This window comes from Streptomyces sp. NBC_00569, from assembly GCF_036345255.1.
Taxonomy (GTDB): Bacteria; Actinomycetota; Actinomycetes; order Streptomycetales; family Streptomycetaceae; genus Streptomyces.
This window is the reverse complement of record NZ_CP107783.1, coordinates 7,708,048-7,727,491: the sequence shown is the minus strand read 5'-3', so window position 1 is coordinate 7,727,491 and position 19,444 is coordinate 7,708,048. Positions and strand designations below refer to the sequence as shown.

General features: G+C 73.0%; 18 protein-coding genes. 14 read left to right on the top strand and 4 right to left on the bottom strand.

Annotation, left to right across the window (positions count from 1 at the left end; translation table 11 throughout):
• Positions 1–4 precede the first annotated feature (4 nt).
• The 3 genes from OHO83_RS34770 to OHO83_RS34760 are packed head-to-tail and all read right to left on the bottom strand — an operon-like array spanning position 5 to position 3,860.
• On the bottom strand, positions 5–2,416 hold the full coding sequence (locus OHO83_RS34770; protein ID WP_266668651.1) for a xanthine dehydrogenase family protein molybdopterin-binding subunit: 2,412 nt from the start codon (positions 2,414–2,416) through the stop codon (positions 5–7).
• A 5-nt stretch (positions 2,417–2,421) separates the two neighbouring features.
• A complete protein-coding gene (locus OHO83_RS34765) occupies positions 2,422–2,994 on the bottom strand; it encodes a (2Fe-2S)-binding protein (protein WP_266668653.1) in 573 nt (190 codons plus the stop codon).
• Positions 2,991–3,860 carry an FAD binding domain-containing protein gene (locus tag OHO83_RS34760; protein ID WP_266668655.1) on the bottom strand — a complete coding sequence of 290 codons (870 nt, stop codon included), beginning with the start codon at positions 3,858–3,860 and terminating at the stop codon, positions 2,991–2,993. Before OHO83_RS34760 ends, OHO83_RS34765 begins: the two co-directional genes overlap by 4 nt.
• A 117-nt stretch (positions 3,861–3,977) precedes the next feature.
• On the opposite strand from OHO83_RS34760, the gene OHO83_RS34755 reads away from it, so the two are divergent.
• Both OHO83_RS34755 and OHO83_RS34750 read left to right on the top strand, forming a co-directional pair.
• Positions 3,978–5,072 carry an XdhC family protein gene (locus OHO83_RS34755; RefSeq protein WP_266668657.1) on the top strand — a complete coding sequence of 365 codons (1,095 nt, stop codon included), beginning with the start codon at positions 3,978–3,980 and terminating at the stop codon, positions 5,070–5,072.
• A 180-nt stretch (positions 5,073–5,252) separates the two neighbouring features.
• The gene (locus tag OHO83_RS34750; RefSeq protein WP_330280249.1) at positions 5,253–6,443 is read left to right on the top strand and encodes a TetR/AcrR family transcriptional regulator; all 1,191 of its coding nucleotides are present in this window, start codon (positions 5,253–5,255) and stop codon (positions 6,441–6,443) included.
• 79 nt (positions 6,444–6,522) lie between these two features.
• Here the strand turns inward: OHO83_RS34750 and OHO83_RS34745 are convergent, their stop codons facing one another.
• Positions 6,523–7,887: an MFS transporter gene (locus OHO83_RS34745; RefSeq protein WP_266668659.1), complete on the bottom strand. Its 1,365-nt coding sequence runs from the start codon at positions 7,885–7,887 to the stop codon at positions 6,523–6,525.
• A 299-nt stretch (positions 7,888–8,186) separates the two neighbouring features.
• Between OHO83_RS34745 and OHO83_RS34740 the strand changes: the two genes are divergently transcribed.
• The 12 genes from OHO83_RS34740 to OHO83_RS34685 are packed head-to-tail and all read left to right on the top strand — an operon-like array spanning position 8,187 to position 19,390.
• Positions 8,187–9,671 carry an aldehyde dehydrogenase gene (locus tag OHO83_RS34740; protein WP_266668661.1) on the top strand — a complete coding sequence of 495 codons (1,485 nt, stop codon included), beginning with the start codon at positions 8,187–8,189 and terminating at the stop codon, positions 9,669–9,671.
• Between the two features lie 24 nt (positions 9,672–9,695).
• Positions 9,696–10,634 carry a VOC family protein gene (locus tag OHO83_RS34735; protein ID WP_266668663.1) on the top strand — a complete coding sequence of 313 codons (939 nt, stop codon included), beginning with the start codon at positions 9,696–9,698 and terminating at the stop codon, positions 10,632–10,634.
• Positions 10,631–11,428: an aspartate dehydrogenase domain-containing protein gene (locus OHO83_RS34730; RefSeq protein WP_266668665.1), complete on the top strand. Its 798-nt coding sequence runs from the start codon at positions 10,631–10,633 to the stop codon at positions 11,426–11,428. The genes OHO83_RS34735 and OHO83_RS34730 overlap by 4 nt, the downstream gene beginning before the upstream one ends.
• Positions 11,425–12,204 (top strand): alpha/beta fold hydrolase, encoded by a 780-nt coding sequence (locus OHO83_RS34725; RefSeq protein WP_330280248.1) that lies wholly within the window; start codon positions 11,425–11,427, stop codon positions 12,202–12,204. The genes OHO83_RS34730 and OHO83_RS34725 overlap by 4 nt, the downstream gene beginning before the upstream one ends.
• Positions 12,205–12,214: 10 nt before the next feature.
• Positions 12,215–12,736: a cupin domain-containing protein gene (locus OHO83_RS34720; RefSeq protein WP_266668669.1), complete on the top strand. Its 522-nt coding sequence runs from the start codon at positions 12,215–12,217 to the stop codon at positions 12,734–12,736.
• Positions 12,729–13,481, top strand: coding sequence for an SDR family oxidoreductase (locus OHO83_RS34715; RefSeq protein WP_266668670.1), 753 nt, complete (start codon positions 12,729–12,731; stop codon positions 13,479–13,481). The genes OHO83_RS34720 and OHO83_RS34715 overlap by 8 nt, the downstream gene beginning before the upstream one ends.
• A gap of 19 nt (positions 13,482–13,500) precedes the next feature.
• Positions 13,501–14,283, top strand: coding sequence for an SDR family oxidoreductase (locus OHO83_RS34710; protein WP_116503067.1), 783 nt, complete (start codon positions 13,501–13,503; stop codon positions 14,281–14,283).
• 10 nt (positions 14,284–14,293) lie between these two features.
• The gene (locus tag OHO83_RS34705; protein WP_266668673.1) at positions 14,294–15,922 is read left to right on the top strand and encodes a thiamine pyrophosphate-binding protein; all 1,629 of its coding nucleotides are present in this window, start codon (positions 14,294–14,296) and stop codon (positions 15,920–15,922) included.
• Positions 15,923–15,937: 15 nt separating this feature from the next.
• Positions 15,938–16,882, top strand: coding sequence for a PDR/VanB family oxidoreductase (locus OHO83_RS34700; RefSeq protein WP_330280247.1), 945 nt, complete (start codon positions 15,938–15,940; stop codon positions 16,880–16,882).
• Positions 16,883–16,902: 20 nt separating this feature from the next.
• On the top strand, positions 16,903–17,127 hold the full coding sequence (locus OHO83_RS34695; protein ID WP_266668678.1) for a recombinase-like helix-turn-helix domain-containing protein: 225 nt from the start codon (positions 16,903–16,905) through the stop codon (positions 17,125–17,127).
• A 5-nt stretch (positions 17,128–17,132) separates the two neighbouring features.
• On the top strand, positions 17,133–18,125 hold the full coding sequence (locus OHO83_RS34690) for an aromatic ring-hydroxylating oxygenase subunit alpha (RefSeq protein ID WP_266668680.1): 993 nt from the start codon (positions 17,133–17,135) through the stop codon (positions 18,123–18,125).
• A complete protein-coding gene (locus tag OHO83_RS34685; protein WP_330280246.1) occupies positions 18,122–19,390 on the top strand; it encodes an MFS transporter in 1,269 nt (422 codons plus the stop codon). The genes OHO83_RS34690 and OHO83_RS34685 overlap by 4 nt, the downstream gene beginning before the upstream one ends.
• Positions 19,391–19,444 lie beyond the last annotated feature (54 nt).

The window sequence follows — 19,444 nt, the reverse complement described above, 5'->3', positions numbered from 1 at the left end:
CGGGTCAGCGGGCGGCCGTGGGCCGGCCGGCCGCGCGGAGCAGGTCGCGGACGCGGCTGGGCGACAGGGGGCCGCGCCGGACGACCACGCCGAAGGGGCGCAGCGCGTCCTCGACGGCGTTCGCGAGGACGGCCTGCGGGGCGATGGCGCCGCCCTCACCGAGGCCCTTGACGCCGAGGTCGTTCATCGGGCTCGGGGAGTGGATCTCGTCGAGGTCGAGGTCGGGTATCTCGGACGAGGTCGGCACCAGGTAGTCCATGTAGGTGCCGGTACGGGGCTGGCCGTCGGGGCCGTAGATCATCTCCTCGTAGAGCGCGCCGCCGATGCCCTGGGCGATGCCGCCGGTGACCTGGCCCTCGGCGATCATCGGGTTGACGATGACGCCGGCGTCGTGGACGGCCACGTAGTGCAGGATCTCGGTCTCTCCGGTGTGTTCGTCGACCTCGACGACGGCGGCGTGCGCCCCGCTCGAGACGGCGAAGCCGGGTGGACGGAAGTGCACGGTCTCGCTGAGCTCGGTGCCGTGCCGGCCGTCGGTGGGTTCGGGGGTGCCGGGAAGCGGGGCCCGGCCGGCGAGTTCGGCCAGGGTGAGGGCCGGCCCCTCGGCGGCCTTGGACCTGATGACGCCCTCGCGCAGGTCGAGGCCGTCGGCGGGGACGCCGAGCCGGCGCGCCGCGGCCTCGATGATCTTCTCGCGGACGAGGCGGCCTGCCCGGTGCGTGGCGTTGCCCGCGTTGACGAGGGCCCGGCTCGCGATCGTGCCGACGCCGAACGGCGTCGCGGAGGTGTCCCCGCCCACCACGTCGACGGCGTCGAAGGGCACTCCGATCGCGTCGGCGGCGATCTGCGCCATGGACGTGCGATGTCCCTGCCCCTGGGAGGGCGCGCCGATCGCGAGCTTGACCCGGCCGCTGGGGGCGATGTCGATGCGGGCGGTCTCGAACGGGCCGAGTCCGGTCGCCTCGATGTACATCGCGAAGCCGATCCCGACGAGCCTGCCGTCGCGGGCGCCCTCGCGCTGCCGGGCGCGCACGCCTTCGAGGTCGGCCTTGGCGACGGCGCGCCGCAGCAGCTCGGGGAAGTCCCCGGAGTCGTACGACTGCGGTTTGCCGGAGCGGTCCACGAGGCCCGTCGCGTACGGCATCTCGTCGGGGCCCACGAGGTTGCGCGCCCTCAACTCGGCCGGTTCGATGCCGAGTTCGGCGGCGAGGCGGTCCATCGCGCGCTCCATCGCGAAGACGGTCTCGGGGCGGCCCGCTCCCCGGTAGGGCGTGGCGAAGGTGGTGTTGGTGAGGACACCGACGACGTCGATGTCCACGTGCGGGACGCGGTAGGGGCCGAGGAGGTGGCACACCGAGTTGTAGGGCACGACCAGGCCGGTCATGTTGTACGCGCCGAAGTTGACGGTGATGCGGTCGCGTACGGCGAGGAGGTGGCCCTGGGCGTCCGCGGCGAGTTCGATGCGGTGGATCTGCTCGCGGGCGTGCGAGGAGGCCGTCAGGTTCTCGTTGCGGTCCTCGCGCCAGAGCACGGGGCGGCCCAGGACACGGGCCGCGTACGGGACGAGCATCTCCTCGACGTAGAGGATGCCCTTCTGTCCGAAGCCGCCGCCGACGTCGGTGGCGATGACGCGGACGCGTTCCGGATCGAGGCCGAGCGTGTGCGCCGTGGCCTCCCGCACCCGGTGCGGGGTCTGGGTGTTGGACCAGACGGTCAGCTCGCCGCTGTACGGGTCGACCTGGGCCGAGACCGCGCGGGTCTCGATGGGCGAGGCGACATAGCGGTGGGCCTGAAACTCCTCGCTGACGACGGCGTGGGCCGAGGCGAACGCCGCGTCGGGGTCGCCCACCTTGGTGGCCACGGCGACCGCGGTGTTGTCACGCAGCTCGTCGTGGAGCAGCGGGGCGTCCTCGGCCAGTGCGCGGTCGGGGTCGACGAGGACGGGCAGGGGCGCGTAGCGGACGTCGACGAGTTCGAGGGCGTCCTCGGCGAGGTAGCGGTTCTCGGCCAGGACGACCGCGACGGGCTGGCCGACGTAGAGGACCCTGTCCGTGGCGAGGAGCGGCATCGGGGTGATCGCGACGTACGGGTCGAGGAGTTCGGCGAGGCCGGGCGGGGTACGCAGCTCCTCCTTGTTGAGCATGGCGGGCAGATGGGCCACGTCGGCGCCGGTCCAGACGGCGACGACCCCGGGGGCGGCGAGCGCGGCGGTGACGTCGACCGACCGGATGCGGGCGTGGGCGTGCGGGCTGCGCAGGAAGGCGGCCTCGGCGGCGCCGGGCAGGGCGACGTCGTCGACGTAGCGGCCGTTGCCCCGCAGGAGGCGGTCGTCCTCGACGCGCGGGACGGGGCGGCCGGTCCAGGGGCCGCCGCCCGGCGCGGGCTGCCGGGGTGCGTGGGACGGTCCGTGGGACATGCGGGTCACTCCCCCCGCCCGGCGGGGCCGCCGGCGAAGCGCTCGTCCAGCGCCTGGCACACGGCACGGCGGATGTTGCGGTAGCCCGTGCAGCGGCACAGGTGTCCGCTGAGGGCGTCGGCGACATCAGCCGCGTCGGGCCGCTGGGGCTGTTCGGTCAGCGCGGTCGCCGTCATCACGAATCCGGGGGTGCAGAAGCCGCACTGCATCCCGTGGCACTCGTGGAACGCCCGCTGTACGGGGGTGAGCGGGGCGTCACCGGGGGCGAGGCCCTCGACCGTGCGCAGCTCGGCGCCCTCGCACTGCACGGCCAGGGTCAGGCAGGAGCGGGCGGGTTCGCCGTCGAGGAGGACGGTGCAGGCGCCGCAGACGCCGTGCTCGCAGCCGACATGGGTGCCGGTGAGGCCCAGCCGGTCCCGCAGGAAGTCGCTGAGCAGCAGCCGGGACTCCACCTGGGCGGTCACGGACGCGCCGTCGACGGTCAGGCGGATCTCGTGCCAGCCGGAGGGTTCGGCGAGCGGCGGCGCGGCGGCGCGGGTGGCCGCCGCCGGGTCGGGTGTGGCGAGGTCGGTGGTCATGAGCAGCGCTCCCAGGCGAGGGTGCAGGCACGGACGAGGAGGTGGGCGGCGGCCTCGCGGCGGTAGGCGGCCGTGGCGTGGACGTCGTCGGCGGGCGCGAGCCCGGCGAGCGCGGCGGACGCGGCCGCGTCGAGGGCCGCCGTTCCCGCGTCGGTCCCGGTGAGCGCCTCCTCGACGGCGGGCAGGCGGACGGGGACGGGGCCCGCGCCGCAGAAGACCGCGCGGGCGGCGCCGACCGTGCGCCGGTCCGGCGCCCGGCGCAGGGTGACCGCGACGCCGACGGTGGCGAAGTCACCATGTCTGCGGGCGAGTTCCTCGAAGGCCCAGCCGTCACGGGCCCTCGGCGGCAGGACGACCTCGGTGAGGAGCTCGTCCGGTGCCACGGCGGTCTGGAAGGTGGCCACGAAGAAGTCGGCGGCGCCGACGGTACGGGTGCCGCCGGGTCCGGCGATCACGAAGCGGGCGTCGAGGGCGAGCGCGGCGGTCGGCAGTTCGGCGGCGGGGTCGTGGTGCGCGAGGCTGCCGCAGACCGTGCCGCGGTGGCGGATCTGCGGGTGCCCTATGCGCCGGATCGCCGCCGCGAGGAGGGGCCACCCCTCGCGCACCACGGGGTCGTCCGCGGCCCGGGACTGCCGGACGGCGGCGCCGATGTGCAGAGCGCCCGACACGTCGGTGTACAGGCGGTCGAGGCCGGGGACCCGCGTGATGTCGACGAGCAGTCCCGGGCGGGCGAGGCGCATGCTGAGCATGGGGATCAGGGACTGGCCGCCGGCCAGGACCTTGGCCTCCCGCTCCTCGTCGGCGAGGAGGGCGAGCACCTCGCCGACGCTGCCTGGAGCGCTGTAGTCAAAGGGTGTCGGTTTCAACCGGCTTCCACCAGGCCTCTCGGGTCGACACAACTATCTAATGCCTGAAATGATTTACACTAAAGTTTCTTCTTGGCAAGAGGGTGCAGCCGATTCGATGTGCTCGAGGTGAGAGACATGCGACACGTGATCGACCAGGCAGCCGCGTGGCAGGCGTCCGCGACCCGCTTCGCGATGGCCACGGTCGTCCGCACCTGGGGCTCCGCCCCGCACGCCGCGGGTACGTCGATGCTGGTCGCCGAGGACGGCCGCGTGGTCGGCAGCGTCTCCGGCGGCTGTGTGGAGGCCTCGGTGTGCGCGGTCGCGGAGGACGTCCTCGCCGGTGCGGGGCCCGCCCGCGAGACGTACGGGGTCAGCGACGACGACGCCTTCTCGGTGGGCCTGACCTGCGGCGGAACCATAGAGGTGCTGATACGCGAGGTCACCGCCGACGCACCGCTCGCCCGTGTGGCAGCCGACCTCGCGGCCCATGTCCCGGTGGCGCTGGTGACGCCGGTGGAGGGCGGGCCGGGAAGCCTCGCCACGGGCGCTTCCGGGGTGAGCGGGACACTCGGCGACGCACGGCTCGACCGTGCCGCGGCTCAGGCCGCCGAAGCGCTGCTCACCCGCGGCACGAGCGGCCTCGTACGCGTCGGCGAGCCGGGCCCGGACCCGTCGTGCACGCCCGAGCGGGACCTGTTCGTGCAGGCCTTCGGGGTGCCGCCGCACCTCCTGGTGTGCGGCGCGGTCGAGTTCGCTCGCCCCCTCGTACGGATCGGGGCGCTGCTCGGACACCGGGTGACCGTGTGCGACGCCCGCCCGGCCTTCGCCACGGCCGCCCGTTTCCCGGACGCGCACGAGGTCGTCGTGGACTGGCCGCACCGCTGGTTCGCGGCCCACGAGGACCAGGTGGACGCGGCCACCGCCGTGTGCGTGCTGACCCATGACGCCCGCTTCGACGTGCCCGTCCTCGAACTGGCTCTGCGCAGCAGGGCCGGGTACGTGGGCGCCATGGGCAGCCGGCGTACGCACGAGGACCGGCTGGCACGACTGCGGGCCGCGGGGCTCGGCGAGGCCGAACTGGCGCGGCTGCGCTCACCGATCGGCCTCGACCTCGGCGGGCGCGGGCCGGAGGAGACGGCCGTGTCCATCGCGGCGGAGCTCATCGCGGTGCGGCGGGGCGGCAGCGGCCGGGCGCTGAGCGGTCTCGCGGGGCCGGTGCACGCGTCGTGAGCCATTTTTGAACGGGCGTTTTGAACGGCTGTTCCCGAACGCGCTCCGCGCGCGCTCGCCGGGCAGGCGCGGGCCGGTGATGGTGGCCCGGGCCCGTGGCGGCGACGGCGGCCCGGGCAGGTCACCGCCGTACGGCCGGCACGAACACCCCATTCTGAACACTCGTTTAATCTGAGGCACGTGGACGCAGAGCACAGCACTCCGGACCGGACCGCCCCCGAGCCCCGTCGCGGCCGCTCCCACGACCCCGAGGGGCGGCGCAGCGCCGTGCTGGAGGCGGCCCGTCGGCTGTTCGCGGCCCAGGGCTACAAAGGGGTCGGCATCCGGGCCATCGCCGCCGAGGTGGGCGTCACCCCCGGCCTGGTCATGGCGTACTTCGGCTCGAAGGACGGACTGTTCCGCGAGGTCGTCGGCGGCGGGACCGGGGTCACCGAGGGCGTGCTCGACGATCCCTCGGTCGGCCGGGAGGAGCTGCCGCACGCGCTCGCCCACGACTATCTCGACCGCTGGGACCGGCTCCCCGCGCACGACCCCTGGCCGGCGCTGATCCGCTCGGGGCTCAGCCATCCCCCCAGCGCCGAGCTGCTGTCCACGATCCTCGACCGGCAGGTGAGCGAGCCCCTGCGACGGCTGCTCGGTGACTGCGACGCGGCGGACGCGCGGATCGCCATGATCCGCAGCATCCTCTTCGGCGTGATCATGGAGCGCTATCTGTTCGCCCACGAACCGGCCACGTCGGTACCGACGGACACCCTGGAGCCCGTCCTCGCGGACGTCCTGACGGCGGCGCTGACCGGGCGGATCCTGGAGCCGCAGACCCCGGAGCCGCAGGCCCCGGAACGGCAGATCCCGGGACCGCAGGTCGCCGAGCGGCAGGCCCCGGAGCCGGACCCCGCGTCGGCCCGCCTCAGGCCCGCGCGCGAGGCCCCCGGCGCGTCCGGCCCCGCCGTGTTCGCCGCCCTCAACGCCTGCACCGCGCGCTACCGGACCCTGATCGGCCGCGTCGTGAAGCGGCACGGCATCAGCCTGGCCGCCTTCGAGGTGCTGTCCGCGCTGCACGCGACGGGCGCCCCCTACCGGCGCACGATGGGCGAGATCGCCGCGGCCGGCGCGGTCAGCGCGGGCGGTGTCACCCAGCACGCCGACCGCCTCGTGGAGGCGGGCCTCATCGAACGCGAACGTGACGGCCAGGACCGCCGCATCGTCCACCTCCGCCTCACCCCGGCCGGGGCCGACCTGGTCGGCCGGGTGGCCGAGGAGCGACGCACACACGAACGGGAGCTGCTCGCGGGGCTCGTTCCGGGCGAGCAGCGGCAACTCGCGGCGCTGCTGGGCGGTTTGGGACGGTCGATGACGGCGGGACAGGACTGAGCCGACGCCGGGCACGCGAACGGCGCCGCCCCCTCGCACCCCCCGCGCGAGAGACCGGCGCCGCACACCCGTACCACCGTCAGGAGTTGAGCTCCTCCAGCGTCTTGCCCTTCGTCTCCACCGCGAACAGCGCGATCACCGCACCCACCGCGGCGACCGCGGCGAGCTGGGCGAAGACGATCGTGAGGCTGCCGCCCCCGCCGATGATCGCGCCGACCGTGATGGGGCCCAGGATGACGCCGAGGCGGTTCCACAGGCCGCCGAACGCGGCGCCCTTGGCGCGGTTGCGCGTCGGGTACAGCTCGGGTGAGTAGAGGTAGAGGCCCGCGTTGATGGCGTACACGAAGAACGTCGTGCAGGAGGCGAAGATCGCGACCTGGCTGCCCGACGTCACACCGACCAGGGCGAGCGTCGCGAGGGTGAACGTGGTGCCGCCGAGCGCGGCCACGAGGGCGGGGCGCCGGCCCACGCGGTCGATGACGAGGGCGACGCAGAGGGTGCCGAGGAGTCCCGTCACGTTGCTGAGCAGCGTGTAGACGAGCGCGGTGGTCAGGTCGAGCCCGAAGTTCTTGGTGTAGAGCGACGGCAGCCACGTGGAGATGCCGTGGTTGACGTAGTACGCGACGAACCAGAGCCCGGAGACCACGGTCGTGCGGCGCAGGTAGCGGCCGGTGAACAGCTCGCGCAGGCGGCCCCGGGAGGTCTCCTCCACCCGGTCCGCGGCCGGTTGCGGCAGGGGTTCCCCGGTGGCGGCGGTGACCTCCGCCTCGATCCGGGCGATGGCCTGCTCGGCCTCCTCGGTGCGGCCCTGGGACAGCAGCCACCTGGGCGACTCGGCGACGTGCTTGGGCAGGGCGGCGGCGAGCAGGACGGGCAGGGCGCCGATCACGAACATCGCGCGCCAGCCGAGGTTCGGCACCACCCACACGGCGACGAGGGTGGCCGCGGCCAGACCGGCCGGGAAGATCATCTCGTAGATCAGGACGAAGCGTCCGCGTTTGTCGGAGCGGGCGATCTCGTTGATGTACGTGGCCGCCACGGGGACGACGCCGCCGATGCCGAGGCCCTGGACGAAGCGGAAGAGCGAGAAGAGCTCGATGCCGTTCGAGAAGGCCACGGCGAGGCTCCCGAGCGCGGTGACGGCGACGCCGAGGGCCACGGTCCGCACCCGGCCGATCCGGTCGCCCAGCCATCCGGCGACCAGGGCGCCCAGGAGCATGCCCACGGAGCCGGTGGTGACCGCGAAGGTGGCCTGGCCCGTGGTCAGGTGCCAGTCCTTGATCAGAACGGGCAGCGCGGACGCGGCAAGGAGCTGGTCGAACGCCTCGAAGAACGTCACGGCACCGATCAGGAACCGGACCTTCACGTGCCAGCGGGATTGCGGGAGTCGTTCGAGCCGGGCTGCTATCGAGCCGAGGCCTGGCTTGCCGGCCACAGTCGTCATGAGGGGGTCCTTCCGCGACAACGCGAACAGAGGAGTTGCGCAGACACTAAGAGGACTTATCTAAGCGGTCAATGATTAACGACTTAGATACATCGGAAGTGACCGCACCGTCACCCTCACGTAACCCACCTCGGACACTGTCGCGCGACGACTTTTCCGCAGGGTCTTGCGGGAAAATACTTAAGCGCTTAGATTTCTAGCACCGAGCAAGCCGATGGGCGCGACCAACGTGAGTGAGCGCCCCGGTGAGCCCAACTCCCCCGCACCCGTTGGCCGTAGACCGCCTGGAGGTCCCGCCCGTGCCTCACCACCCCACCGACATCCTGATCGCGGGCCAGTGGCGACGCGGCGCGGGCGAGCCGGTCGAGACCGTCGACCCGGCGACCGGAGAGGTGCTCGCCACCGTCCACTCCGCGTCCGCGGACGAGGTCGACGAAGCCGCTCGGGCCGCCGCGCTCGCCGTGGCCGACCCGGCCTGGCGCGACCTCCTCCCCCACCAGCGGGCCCGGCTCCTCTACCGCATAGCGGAGTTGACCGAGGAGGCCGCCGGCGAACTCTCGGCCCTCCAGACCGCCGACACCGGCAAGACCCTCACCGAGACGAAGGCCCTCGCGCTCAGCGCGGCCGGCACGTTCCGGTACATGGCGGCGGCCCTGGAGACGGCCGAGGAGACCCTCACCCCGTCCCGCGGCCCGTACGTGACGATGAGCGTGTACGAGCCGATCGGCGTCGTCGGCGCGATCAACCCCTGGAACTCGCCGGTCGCCAGCGACGCGCAGAAGATCGCGCCCGCCCTCGCCGGCGGCAACGCCGTCCTGCTCAAGCCCGCCGCCTGGACCCCGCTGGTCTCCCTCGCGCTCGGGCGCCTGATCCACCGGGCGCTCGGCGAGCTCGGACTGCCCACCGCCCTGCTGTCGGTCCTGCCCGGCAGCGGCCGGGTCGTCGGGGACGCGATCGTGCACCACCCCCTGGTGACCAGGATCGGCTTCACCGGCGGCACGGAGACCGGCCGGTCCATCGCGGCGGTGGCGGCCTCGAAGCTGATCCCCGCCTCCCTCGAACTCGGCGGCAAGTCGCCGACGATCGTGCGCGCGGACGCGGACGTCGAGCAGGCCCTGGCGGGCGTGATGTTCGGGATCTTCTCGTCCAGCGGCCAGTCGTGCATCGCCGGTTCACGGCTCTTCGTCGCACGCGAGATCTACGACAGCTTCGTCGGCGAACTCGTCGAGCGCGTGAGCAAGTTGCGCGTCGGTCCCGGCACGGACCCCGGCACCCAGGTCGGACCTCTGGTCCACCACCGGCACCGGGACTCCGTCGCCGCCTATGTCGATCTGGCCCGCTCGGAGGGCGCCCGGGTGCTGTGCGGCGGCCGGGCGCCCGAGAGCGACGGGTACCAGGACGGCGCGTACTACCTGCCCACCGTCCTCGACGGGCTCCCCAACACCTCACGGACCTGCCAGGAGGAGATCTTCGGGCCCGTCCTGGTCGCCCTGCCCTACGACGACGAGGACGACCTGGTCCGCCAGGCCAACGACTCGGTCTACGGGCTCGCCTGCGGGATCTGGACCCGTGACCACCGGGCCGCGTGGCGCCTGGCCCGCCGGATCGAGGCGGGGACGGTCTGGATCAACACGTACAAGCAGTTCAGCGCGTCCACCCCGTTCAGCGGGATGAAGGACAGCGGTCTCGGTACGGAGAAGGGCCGCGACGCCATCCGCGCCTACCAGCGCCAGAAGTCCCTGTACTGGGGCACTTCGGACGCGCCCCTGCCCTGGGCCAACTGACCGCCCCGTCGTCTGGAGACACTCATGCCCCACCCATCGCCAGGACCCGTCGCCCGCCTGCGCTCCCTGCGCTACGTCGAGCTGCTCACCCCCGCCTTCACCGAGGCCGCCGACTTCTACGAGGAGGTCTGGGGCCTGCGGACCGTCGAGGCGGAGCGCGGCGCGGCGGCCTGGCTGCGCGGCACCGGCGAGGAGCACCACGTCCTGCACCTCACCCGCGCGGACCGCACGGGACTCGGCCGGCTCGCGTTCGCCGTCGCCACGCCCGCCGAGGTCGACGAGGCGGCCCGGCGCCTGGAGGCCCGCGGGATCACCCCGGTCTTCGGCCCCGGACCGCTCGACCAGGTGGGCGGCGGCTACGGCCTGCGCTTCACCGACCCCGAGCAGCGGCTCGTGGAGATCAGCGCGCAGGTCGAGGCGGTCGCACCGCGCGGCAGGGATGCCGCCGTCCCCGTCGGCGTCACGCACGCCGTCCTGAACACCGCCGACATCGACGCGTCCGTCGCGTTCTACTGCGACGTCCTCGGGCTGCGCGTCTCCGACTGGTCCGAGCACCAGATGGCGTTCCTGCGCTGCAACGCCGACCACCACTGCATCGCGTTCAACCAGGCCGAGTGGGCTTCCCTCAACCACGTGGCCTACGAGATGAGTTCGGTCGACCACTTCATGCGGGGACTCGGCCGGCTCAAGCACCACGGCATCGACCCGCAGTGGGGCCCGGGCCGCCACGGCCCCGGCAACAACACCTTCTCCTACTTCACCGACCCGTCCGGGCTCGTGTGCGAGTACACGTCCGAGGTCGCGCAGATCGTCGAGGACGCCTGGATCGCGCGGGTGTGGCGGCGCGTGCCCGAGCTGTCCGACCTGTGGGGCACGGCGGGCCCGCCGTCGAAGGAGATCCGCTGTCACATGGCCGGCACCCCCGACCCCGGCCCGCTCGCTTCCCTGGAGGTCAACGCATGAGCACGGTACGCAAGGTGGGCCTCGTCGGCTGGGGCGCGATCGGCCGCGTCGTCGGCACCGCACTCGCCGAACAGCAGGTCCCCGGGGCCGAGTTGACATGCATCATCGACAACCGCCCCCTCGGCGACACGGCGCCCGCGCCCCAGCGGACCTTCGACGAGGCCCTGGAGTGCTGCGACCTGATCGTCGAGGCGGCCGGGCAGGGTGTCGTACGGGAGTGGGGTGAGCGGGTCCTCGCCTCCGGCACCGATCTGCTCGTCGCGTCGACCGGGGCGCTGACCGACGACGAGCTGTCCAAGCGGCTGCTCGCGGCGGGCCCGGGCCGGGTGTACTTCACCGGCGGCGCGGTCGGCGGCCTCGACCTCCTCCAGGCGGTGCGCTCCCTCGGCCCCCTCGACGAGGTGCGGCTCACCACCACCAAGCTGCCGTCCACCCTCGAACAGCCTTGGATGGACGAGCAGTTGCTGTCCAAGCTGCGGACGGCGACCGGGCCCGTCGAGGTCATGTCCGGCACGGCGCGCGACATCCCCGTGAAGTTCCCCAAGTCGACGAACGTGGCCGCCTCGGTCGCCCTCGCCGTCGGCGACCTGGACGCTGTGCGGGTCCGGGTCGTCGCCGACCCGGGCGCCCGCCACACCCGGCACGTCGTCGAGGCGTCCGGCGCGCACGGCGCGTACCGCTTCGACGTCGCGCACCTGCCGGACCCGGGCAACCCCGCGACCAGCCAGGTCGTGCCGTACGCGGTGCTGCGCAGCCTGGCGGCGCTGGCCGGGCGGACGGGCCAGATCCTGTGAGCGCCGTCCACGTCGAGGAGGCGGGCGACCACGGCCCCCTGCTGCTGTGCCTGCACGGCATCGGCTCCTCGTCGGCGGCGTTCGCCCCGCAGCTGGCCGAGCTGTCCGCGTACGCGCGGGTGGTGGCCTGGGACGCGCCCGGCTACGCCAAGTCGCCGGATCCGGAGGGGCCGTTGGACCTCGACGGGTTCGCGGACGCGGCGGCCGAGGTCATCCGGGAGCGCGGCGGGCGCGCGCACGTCCTCGGTGTCTCCTGGGGCGGGGTGATCGCGCTGCGGCTCGCGGCCCGCCACCCGGACCTGGTCGAGTCCCTCGTCGTCGCCGACTCCAGCGCGGGCTCCGGCACCGACCCCGCCAAGGCCGAGGGCATGCGGGCGCGGGCAGCCGAGCTGGCCGAACTCGGACCGCGCGCCTTCGCCGAGAAGCGCGGGCCGCGGCTCGTGTCCGGCGGGGCGCCCGAGGAACTCGTACAGCGCGTCGTCGACACCATGGCCTGGTCCGTGCGGCTGCCCGGCTACGCCTACGCCGCCGAGTCCATGGCCGGCGCCGACCTGCGGCCCGAACTGCCCAGGATCGCCGCGCCCACGCTCGTCCTGTGCGGCGACCAGGACCAGGTCACCGGTGTCGAGGCCTCGCAGGTCCTCGCCGGCGGCCTCCACAAGACCGCCTACGTGATCGTCAAGGACGCCGGTCACCTGGCCAACCAGGAACAGCCCGCGCGCTTCGACGCGTGGGTCCTGTCCCACCTCCGCATCACCGCCCGCATCCCCGAGTAGGAGTCCAGCCATGCCTCTGACCACCACCGACTACGACAACGGCAGCGACCTCGGCAAGTACACCGACTCGCTCATCGCCACCAAGGAGTCCCGTGTCGCGGACTTCAACACGCTCTCCTTCCAGGAGAAGGCGGGCCCGCAGTACCGCCGCGGCCAGATCCGCTACGTCGGCTCCGGCGCCACCGGCAACCACGAGAACGACTCGCGGATCCTCCCGTCCGGCGGCTTCACCTTCTCCAACATGCTGCTTCCGCCCGGCGCCGAGGGCCCCGAGCACACCCACCACGACGTCGAGGAGGCCTTCTTCGTCCTGGAGGGCCAGGTCCGCGTCGGCATCCACCGCGGCGCCGACGAGGTCGAGTACCGCACCCTCGGCTACCGCGACATGATCGTCGTGCCCGCGGGCGTGGCCCGGTCCCTGAAGAACGAGGGCGACACCGACGCCCTGTTCTGCGTCGTCATCGGCACGCAGAAGCCGCAGGTCCCGTCGTACCCGGAGCACTCGCCGATGCACGGTGTCACCCGTGACTGACCCCTCAGGGGGCGCCGGCACCGTCGTCGTCACCGGGGCGGGCCGTGGCCTGGGACTGGCCATGGCCCGCCGGGCCGCCGAGGACGGCTTCCGCGTCGTGGTCGCCGAGCTCGACACCGAGCGCGGCACCGACGCGGTCGAGGGACTGCGCGGCGACGGGCTCGACGCCCACTTCGTGCGCTGCGACGTGTCCGACCCCGAGTCGGTCACCGAACTCGCCGACCGAGTACGGGAACTGGGTCCGCTGTACGGCCTGATCAACAACGCGGCTCTCGCCAACGGCGTGGGCGGCAAGGAGTTCCAGGACATCGACGTCGAGGTGTGGGACCGCCTGATGACGGTCAACGCCCGCAGCCCCTGGCTGGTGTCGAAGGCCCTGTACCCGCTCTTCGGCTCGCCGGGCCGGATCGTGAACGTCGCCTCGGACGCCGCGCTCTACGGCTCCCCCCGCCTCGCCCACTACATCGCCTCGAAGGGCGCGGTCATCGCGCTGACCCGGGCGATGGCCAGGGAACTCGGCGACAAGGGCATCACCGTCAACGCGGTCGCGCCCGGCCTCACCGAGTGCGAGGCCACCGAGACCGTCCCCGAGGAACGGCACGAGCTGTACCGCTCGGGCCGGGCCATCTCGCGGCCGCAGGAGCCCGGCGACCTCATCGGTCTCGTCGCCTTCCTGCTCGGCGAGGAGTCCCGCTATCTCACCGGACAAGTGATCGCCGTCAACGGCGGCTTCACGATGAACTGACCCACAGGAGTGCAGAATCATGGATCTGGGCCTCGCCGACCGGACCGTCCTGGTCACCGGCGGCAGCTCGGGCGTCGGCCTGGCCACGGTCCGCGCCCTTCTGGACGAGGGCGCGCGCGTCGCGACCTGCGGCCGTGACGCCGACCGCCTCGCGAAGGCGGCGGCGCGCCTCGGCAGCGACCGCCTCCTGACCGGCGTCTGTGACGTGCGGGACGCGACGGCCGTACGGGACTTCGTCCGGCATGCCGCCGACACCTTCGGGGGCCTCGACGGGCTCGTCAACAACGCGGGCCAGTCCCGTATGAAGAGCCTCGACGAGTCCACCGCCGAGGACTGGCGCGACGAGCTGGAGCTGAAGTTCTCCGGCGTCCTCAACCCGCTGCACGCCGCCCGCGCCCATCTCGCCGCGTCCGACGCCGCGTCCGTCGTGAACGTCAACGCGGTCCTGGCCAAGCAGCCGGAGACCCGGCTGATCACGACGAGCGCCGCCCGCGCCGGCATCCTCAACCTCTCCAAGTCCCTCGCCACCGAGCTGGCCCCCGAGGGGATCCGCGTCAACTCGGTCTGCCTCGGCCTCGTCGACACCGGCCAGTGGACCCGCCGGCACGCCGCCGCGGAGTCCGGGCTCTCCTACGAGGACTGGCAGGCGGAGCTCGCCGCCGACCGCGGGATCGCGCTCGGGCGGCTCGGCCGGGCCGAGGAGGTCGCGTACGCGATCGTCGCGCTGCTCTCGCCGCGTGCCTCGTACATCACCGGAACCAGCATCGACGTCTGCGGCGGAGTCGGCCGCTCCATCCTCTGAGGAGACCACCATGCGTTACGACACCGGAGGCGATCTCCTCGTCGCCGTTCTGCGGGAACTGGGCATCGACACGGTCTTCGGGATCGTCAGCGTGCACAACCTGCCGCTCGTCGAGGCCGTCGACCGCGAGCTGCGGTTCGTGCCCGTGCGCCACGAGGCGTCCGCCGTCAACGCGGCCGACGCCTACGGCAGGGCCCGCGGCACGCTCGGCTGCGCCCTCACGTCGACCGGGACGGGCGCCGGCAACGCGGCCGGCTCCCTGATCGAGGCGCTGGCGTCCGGCACCTCCGTCCTGCACATCACCGGCCAGGTCGAGTCGGAGTTCCTGGGCAGCGGCCGCGGTTTCATCCACGAGACCAAGGACCAGCTGGGCATGCTGACGGCGGTCTCCAAGTACGCCGCGACGGTGCCGTCCACCGACGCGGCGGGCCGCATCCTGCGCGAGGCCGCCCGTGCCGCGCTCACCGCCCCGGGCGGCCCCGCGAGCGTGGAGTGGCCGGTCGACCTCCAGTACGCGGCCCAGACCGACACCGCCGTGGAGGAGTCCGCTCAGGCCGCCGTGCCCGCGCCCGGTGACGACGAACTCGCCGCCGCGGGCGCCCTGCTGGCGTCGGCCGGACGCCCGGTGATCTGGGCCGGTGGCGGTGCCGCCCGCGCCCGTACCCAGCTCGCGGACCTGCTCGCCGCGACCGGCGCCGCTCTCCTGACGTCCAACTCCGGACGCGGTGCCGTCCCCGAGGACCACCCGCAGGTCGTCGGCAACTTCGCGACGACGCCGGCCGGGCGCGCCCTGCTCACCGACGCCGACGTGCTGGTCACGATCGGCACCCACTTCCGGTCCAACGAGACCGCCGACTACGGCCTCGAACTCCCCGCCGCCCACATCCAGATCGACCTGGACGCGGACGCGCTCGGCCGTGTCTACCCGGCCCCGCACGCGCTGCACGGCGACGCCGCCGGCGTACTGGAGCGGCTGCTCCCGTACGCGAAGCCCGCCGAGCCGGGCTGGACGGCGCGGGTCACCGCGGTCCGCGACGAGGTGCGCGCCACCCTGCACGACAACATCGGCCCGCAGGCCGCCGTCTGCGACGCGATCCGGGCCGCGCTCCCCCGCGAGGCCGTCGTCGCCCGCGACGTCACCATCCCGTCGAGCAGCTGGGGCAACCGGCTCCTCGACATGTACGACCCGCGCGACAACGTCTTCCCGCGCGGCGGTGGCATCGGGCAGGGCCTCGGCATGGGCATCGGGGCCGCGCTCGCCAGGCCCGACGCGCCCACGGTCGTCATCGCCGGTGACGGCGGGCTCGCCGTGCACCTCGGCGAACTGCTCACCCTCGCCCAGGAGCGCCCCCGTCTGACCCTCCTCGTGTTCAACGACGGCGGCTACGGCGTCCTGCGCAACATGCAGGACCGGCACAGCGACCGGCGCTCGGGCGTCGACCTCGCCACGCCCGACTTCGAACTTCTCGCCCGGGCCTGCGGGTTGCCGTATCTGCGGATCGCCGCCGCCGAGCACGCGGAGCCCGTCATCTCCGAGGCCGTCGCCTCCGACGGGCCGACGCTCGTCGAGGTCGACCTCGCGGCGCTCGGCCCGATGAAGAACCCGTTCACCCCGCCCGTGAAGATCCCCACCGCGTAGGGAGGCCCCGCAGCCATGACCGCAACCGACGAGACCCTCCTGGACCTCCTCGTACACCGCATGACCTGGGAGGCCGACGGCGTCCTCTCCGTCGAACTGACCCACCCGGACGGCAAGCCCCTGCCCGCCTGGGAGCCCGGCGCGCACCTCGACGTCCACGTGGGCGGGCAGGTCCGCCAGTACAGCCTGTGCTCGGACCCGCGCACCCCGGCGTCGTACCGCATCGGCGTCCTCAACGAGCCGTCGTCCCGCGGGGGTTCGCGCCATGTGCACACGAAGCTGCGCCCCGGCGGGCGGGTCACGGTGTCGGCGCCGCGCAACCACTTCGCGCTGGAGGACGCTCCGGGCTACGTCTTCGTCGCGGGCGGCATCGGTGTGACGCCGATCCTCGCGATGGCCCGCGAGGCCGCGCGCCGGGGCGCCGCGTGGCGCATGGTGTACGGCGGCCGCAGCCGTGCGTCGATGGCGTTCGTCGACGAACTCACCGCGCTGGGCGGCGGCCTGACGGTGGTGCCGCAGGACGAGCAGGGTCATATCGACCTCGCGTCCACTCTCGCCGGGCTGCCGGACGGGACGCTCGTCTACTGCTGCGGTCCCGAGCCGCTGCTCGCCGCCATCGAGGCCCTCTGCCCGGCGGACCGGCTGCGCGTCGAGCGGTTCGCGGCCCCGGTCGTCGAGCGGTCCGCGGACGACGAGGGCTTCGAGGTCGAGTGCCGCACCTCCGGGCTCACGCTCACCGTCGGCGCCGACACGTCGATCCTGGAGGCGGCCGAGGCGGCCGGCCTGGACGTGGCCAGCTCCTGCCGTGACGGGATCTGCGGGTCCTGCGAGACCCGGGTGCTCGACGGCACGCCCGACCACCGCGACTTCCTGCTCTCCGACGCCGAACGGGCCGCGGGCGCCTCGATGATGATCTGCGTCTCGCGCTGCGCCTCCGGCCGCCTGGCCCTCGACCTGTAACCCCTTTCCTGGAGGCACGTGTGACCACCACCTGGCCGTACCTGGACGTCCACCAGTCCCGTACGCACGAACCCACCCCCTACGAGTACAAGCTGGCCGCCACCCTCGAAGAGGTCTTCACCAAGGACGGCCACGAACTCACCGACGTCATCCGTGGGCTCAATGCCCGTCAGGTCCACGCCCCCGACGGCGCCCCGTGGACCGAGGACTCGTTCCGCGCCGAGATGCACCGACTGGGAGCGTGACCCCGATGACCGCCGACCACATCTACGCGACGGGCCTGCGCAACCAGTGGCACCCCGTCGTACCGTCCTCGTTCGTCGCGCCCGGCGCCATGCGCAAGGTGACCGCGCTCGACGAGCAGTGGCTCCTGTTCCGCCGTTCCGACGGCACGCTGTCCATGCTCGCGGACCGCTGCCCGCACCGCGGCGCGCCCCTGTCGCTCGGCAAGCACCTCGGCGACCGGGTGGCGTGCTGGTACCACGGCGTCGAGGTCGAGGGCGACGGCACCGTCTCCTCGGTGCCCGGCCTGCCCGGCTGCAACCTGGAGGGCAAGAAGCTCGTCAGGTCGCTGCCCGTGCGCGAGGTCGGCGGCGCGATCCTCGCGTACTTCGGTGACGAACAGCACCCGGAGCCCGTCGAGTTGACGCTCCCCGAGCCGCTCACCGACGCCGGCACGGACGCGATCCTGTGCTACGCGGAGTGGGAGGTGCCGTGGCGCTACGCCGTCGAGAACCTTCTCGACCCGATGCACGGCGCCTTCCTGCACCACGACTCGCACACCATGTACGACGGTGACACGACGGCCAAGTTCCGCATCCGCGAGACGGACCGGGGCTACTTCTTCGAGAAGACCGACCAGCGGGGCGTCAACTTCGACTGGGTCGAGCTGTGCCAGACCGGCATCGACTGGGTCGACCTGTCGATCCCGTACCCGCCGTCGGCCGGTCCCGGCGGCCCGTTCGGGATCGTCGGCATGGTCTGCCCGGTCGACGAGCAGCGCTGCGGTGTCTTCTTCTGGCGCTACCGCCGGGTCGAGGGCTGGCAGCGCGACACCTGGCGCTTCCTCTACAAGACCCTCATCGAGGAGCGCCACTGGGAGGTGCTCGAACAGGACCGCGTGATGCTGGAGGCCATGCCGGCGGACGCCGATCAGCGCGAGAACCTCTACCAGCACGACCTGGGCGTGGTGCGTCTGCGGCGCATGTACCGGGCTGCCGCCGCGGAGCAGGCACCCGCATGAGTCCGAGGGCCCGCTGGTTGGGTGTCCTCAGCCTTCTGGTCATCGTCCTGATCAGCTACGTGGATCGCGTGAACGTCTCCGTCCTCATCACCGACGAGGCGTTCACCGACCACTTCGGCATCACCGGTGACCGGGTGGCGCAGGGCGCCCTGTCGACCGTCTTCCTCCTGGGGTACGGCGTCGCGGCGTTCTTCCTCACCCCGTTCTACGAGACGACGCTCGGGGTGCGGCGCGGCCTGTTCGTGAGCGTGGCCCTGTGGTCGGTGATGACCCTGCTGTCGCCGTACGCCCTGGGCGCGCTCACGCTCACCGTGCTGCGTGCCCTGCTGGGCGCGGCCGAGGGACCGCTGTTCTCGCTCAAGACGATGTACGTGCGCGAGCACTTCTCGCCGCACGAGGCGGGAAGGCCGAACGCGGTCAGCTCGATGGGGGTGTCCCTGGGCACGGCCGCGGGCCTCCCCCTGATCACGTATCTCGTCTACCGCTTCGACTGGCACACGTCGTTCCTCGCCCTGGCCGCGCTCAACGCGGTGATCGGCCTGCCGCTGATCGCCCTGTTCGTCCGCGGCCGGGGTGTGGCGAGGGCCCGCCGGCCCGGGTTCGGTGCCACCCTCAAGGGCGCCCTGCGCATGCCGCGCCTGGCGCCGATCCTGCTCATCGAGATCGCCACGCTCGCGTATCTGTGGGGTTCGAGCGCCTGGCTGCCGTCGTATCTGCTGCAGGAACGGCACTTCTCCCTGGCCGCCATGGGCGCCGTGTCGTCGCTGCCGTTCCTGATGTCGCTGGTGTCCGGGTTCCTCGGCGGTCTGCTGCTCGACCGGCTGCCGCGGCGGCTGCTCGCGCTGCCGTTCGTCGTCGGCTCGGCCGGTACGGCGGTCTGTGTCCTCCTCGTCGCCGGGGCGGACAGCGACGGGGCGGCGGCGACGGGACTGGTCCTCGCGGGCGGGTTCTGGGGCCTGCAGGGCCCGGCGATACCCACGCTGGTCCAGCACTGCGCGCCGGCCCGTTTCGTGGGCAGCGCGTACGGGGTGGTCAACGGGGTCGGCAACCTGGTCTCGGCATTCATGCCGACGCTGATGGGCGTGGCCATCGCGGCGAGCGGCGGGCACGGCTTCGGCGCCGGGTTCGCGCTGCTGGCCGGGGCACAAGCGATCACGCTGGTGTGCGGGGCCTGGCTGCTCGCGCGGCCGGTTCAGGCTCCGTCGGACGCGAGTGCGCGGTCCACGACGGACCGCTCCGACCTGGAGAAGAGCCAGGCGAGTTGAGGACGCCCGGCCGGGGAGACCCTGGCCGGGCGTTGCGTCGTCCGTCGTGCGCGT

Excerpts from the sequence above, each read along its gene's own strand:
- OHO83_RS34765 (WP_266668653.1), bottom strand. The coding sequence starts at position 2,994 with ATGACCACCGACCTCGCCACACCCGACCCGGCGGCGGCCACCCGCGCC.
- OHO83_RS34700 (WP_330280247.1), top strand. The coding sequence starts at position 15,938 with ATGACCGCAACCGACGAGACCCTCCTGGACCTCCTCGTACACCGCATG.
- OHO83_RS34745 (WP_266668659.1), bottom strand. The coding sequence starts at position 7,887 with ATGACGACTGTGGCCGGCAAGCCAGGCCTCGGCTCGATAGCAGCCCGG.
- OHO83_RS34735 (WP_266668663.1), top strand. The coding sequence starts at position 9,696 with ATGCCCCACCCATCGCCAGGACCCGTCGCCCGCCTGCGCTCCCTGCGC.
- OHO83_RS34705 (WP_266668673.1), top strand. The coding sequence starts at position 14,294 with ATGCGTTACGACACCGGAGGCGATCTCCTCGTCGCCGTTCTGCGGGAA.
- OHO83_RS34690 (WP_266668680.1), top strand. The coding sequence starts at position 17,133 with ATGACCGCCGACCACATCTACGCGACGGGCCTGCGCAACCAGTGGCAC.
- OHO83_RS34730 (WP_266668665.1), top strand. The coding sequence starts at position 10,631 with ATGAGCACGGTACGCAAGGTGGGCCTCGTCGGCTGGGGCGCGATCGGC.
- OHO83_RS34710 (WP_116503067.1), top strand. The coding sequence starts at position 13,501 with ATGGATCTGGGCCTCGCCGACCGGACCGTCCTGGTCACCGGCGGCAGC.
- OHO83_RS34770 (WP_266668651.1), bottom strand. The coding sequence starts at position 2,416 with ATGTCCCACGGACCGTCCCACGCACCCCGGCAGCCCGCGCCGGGCGGC.
- OHO83_RS34720 (WP_266668669.1), top strand. The coding sequence starts at position 12,215 with ATGCCTCTGACCACCACCGACTACGACAACGGCAGCGACCTCGGCAAG.
- OHO83_RS34755 (WP_266668657.1), top strand. The coding sequence starts at position 3,978 with ATGCGACACGTGATCGACCAGGCAGCCGCGTGGCAGGCGTCCGCGACC.
- OHO83_RS34685 (WP_330280246.1), top strand. The coding sequence starts at position 18,122 with ATGAGTCCGAGGGCCCGCTGGTTGGGTGTCCTCAGCCTTCTGGTCATC.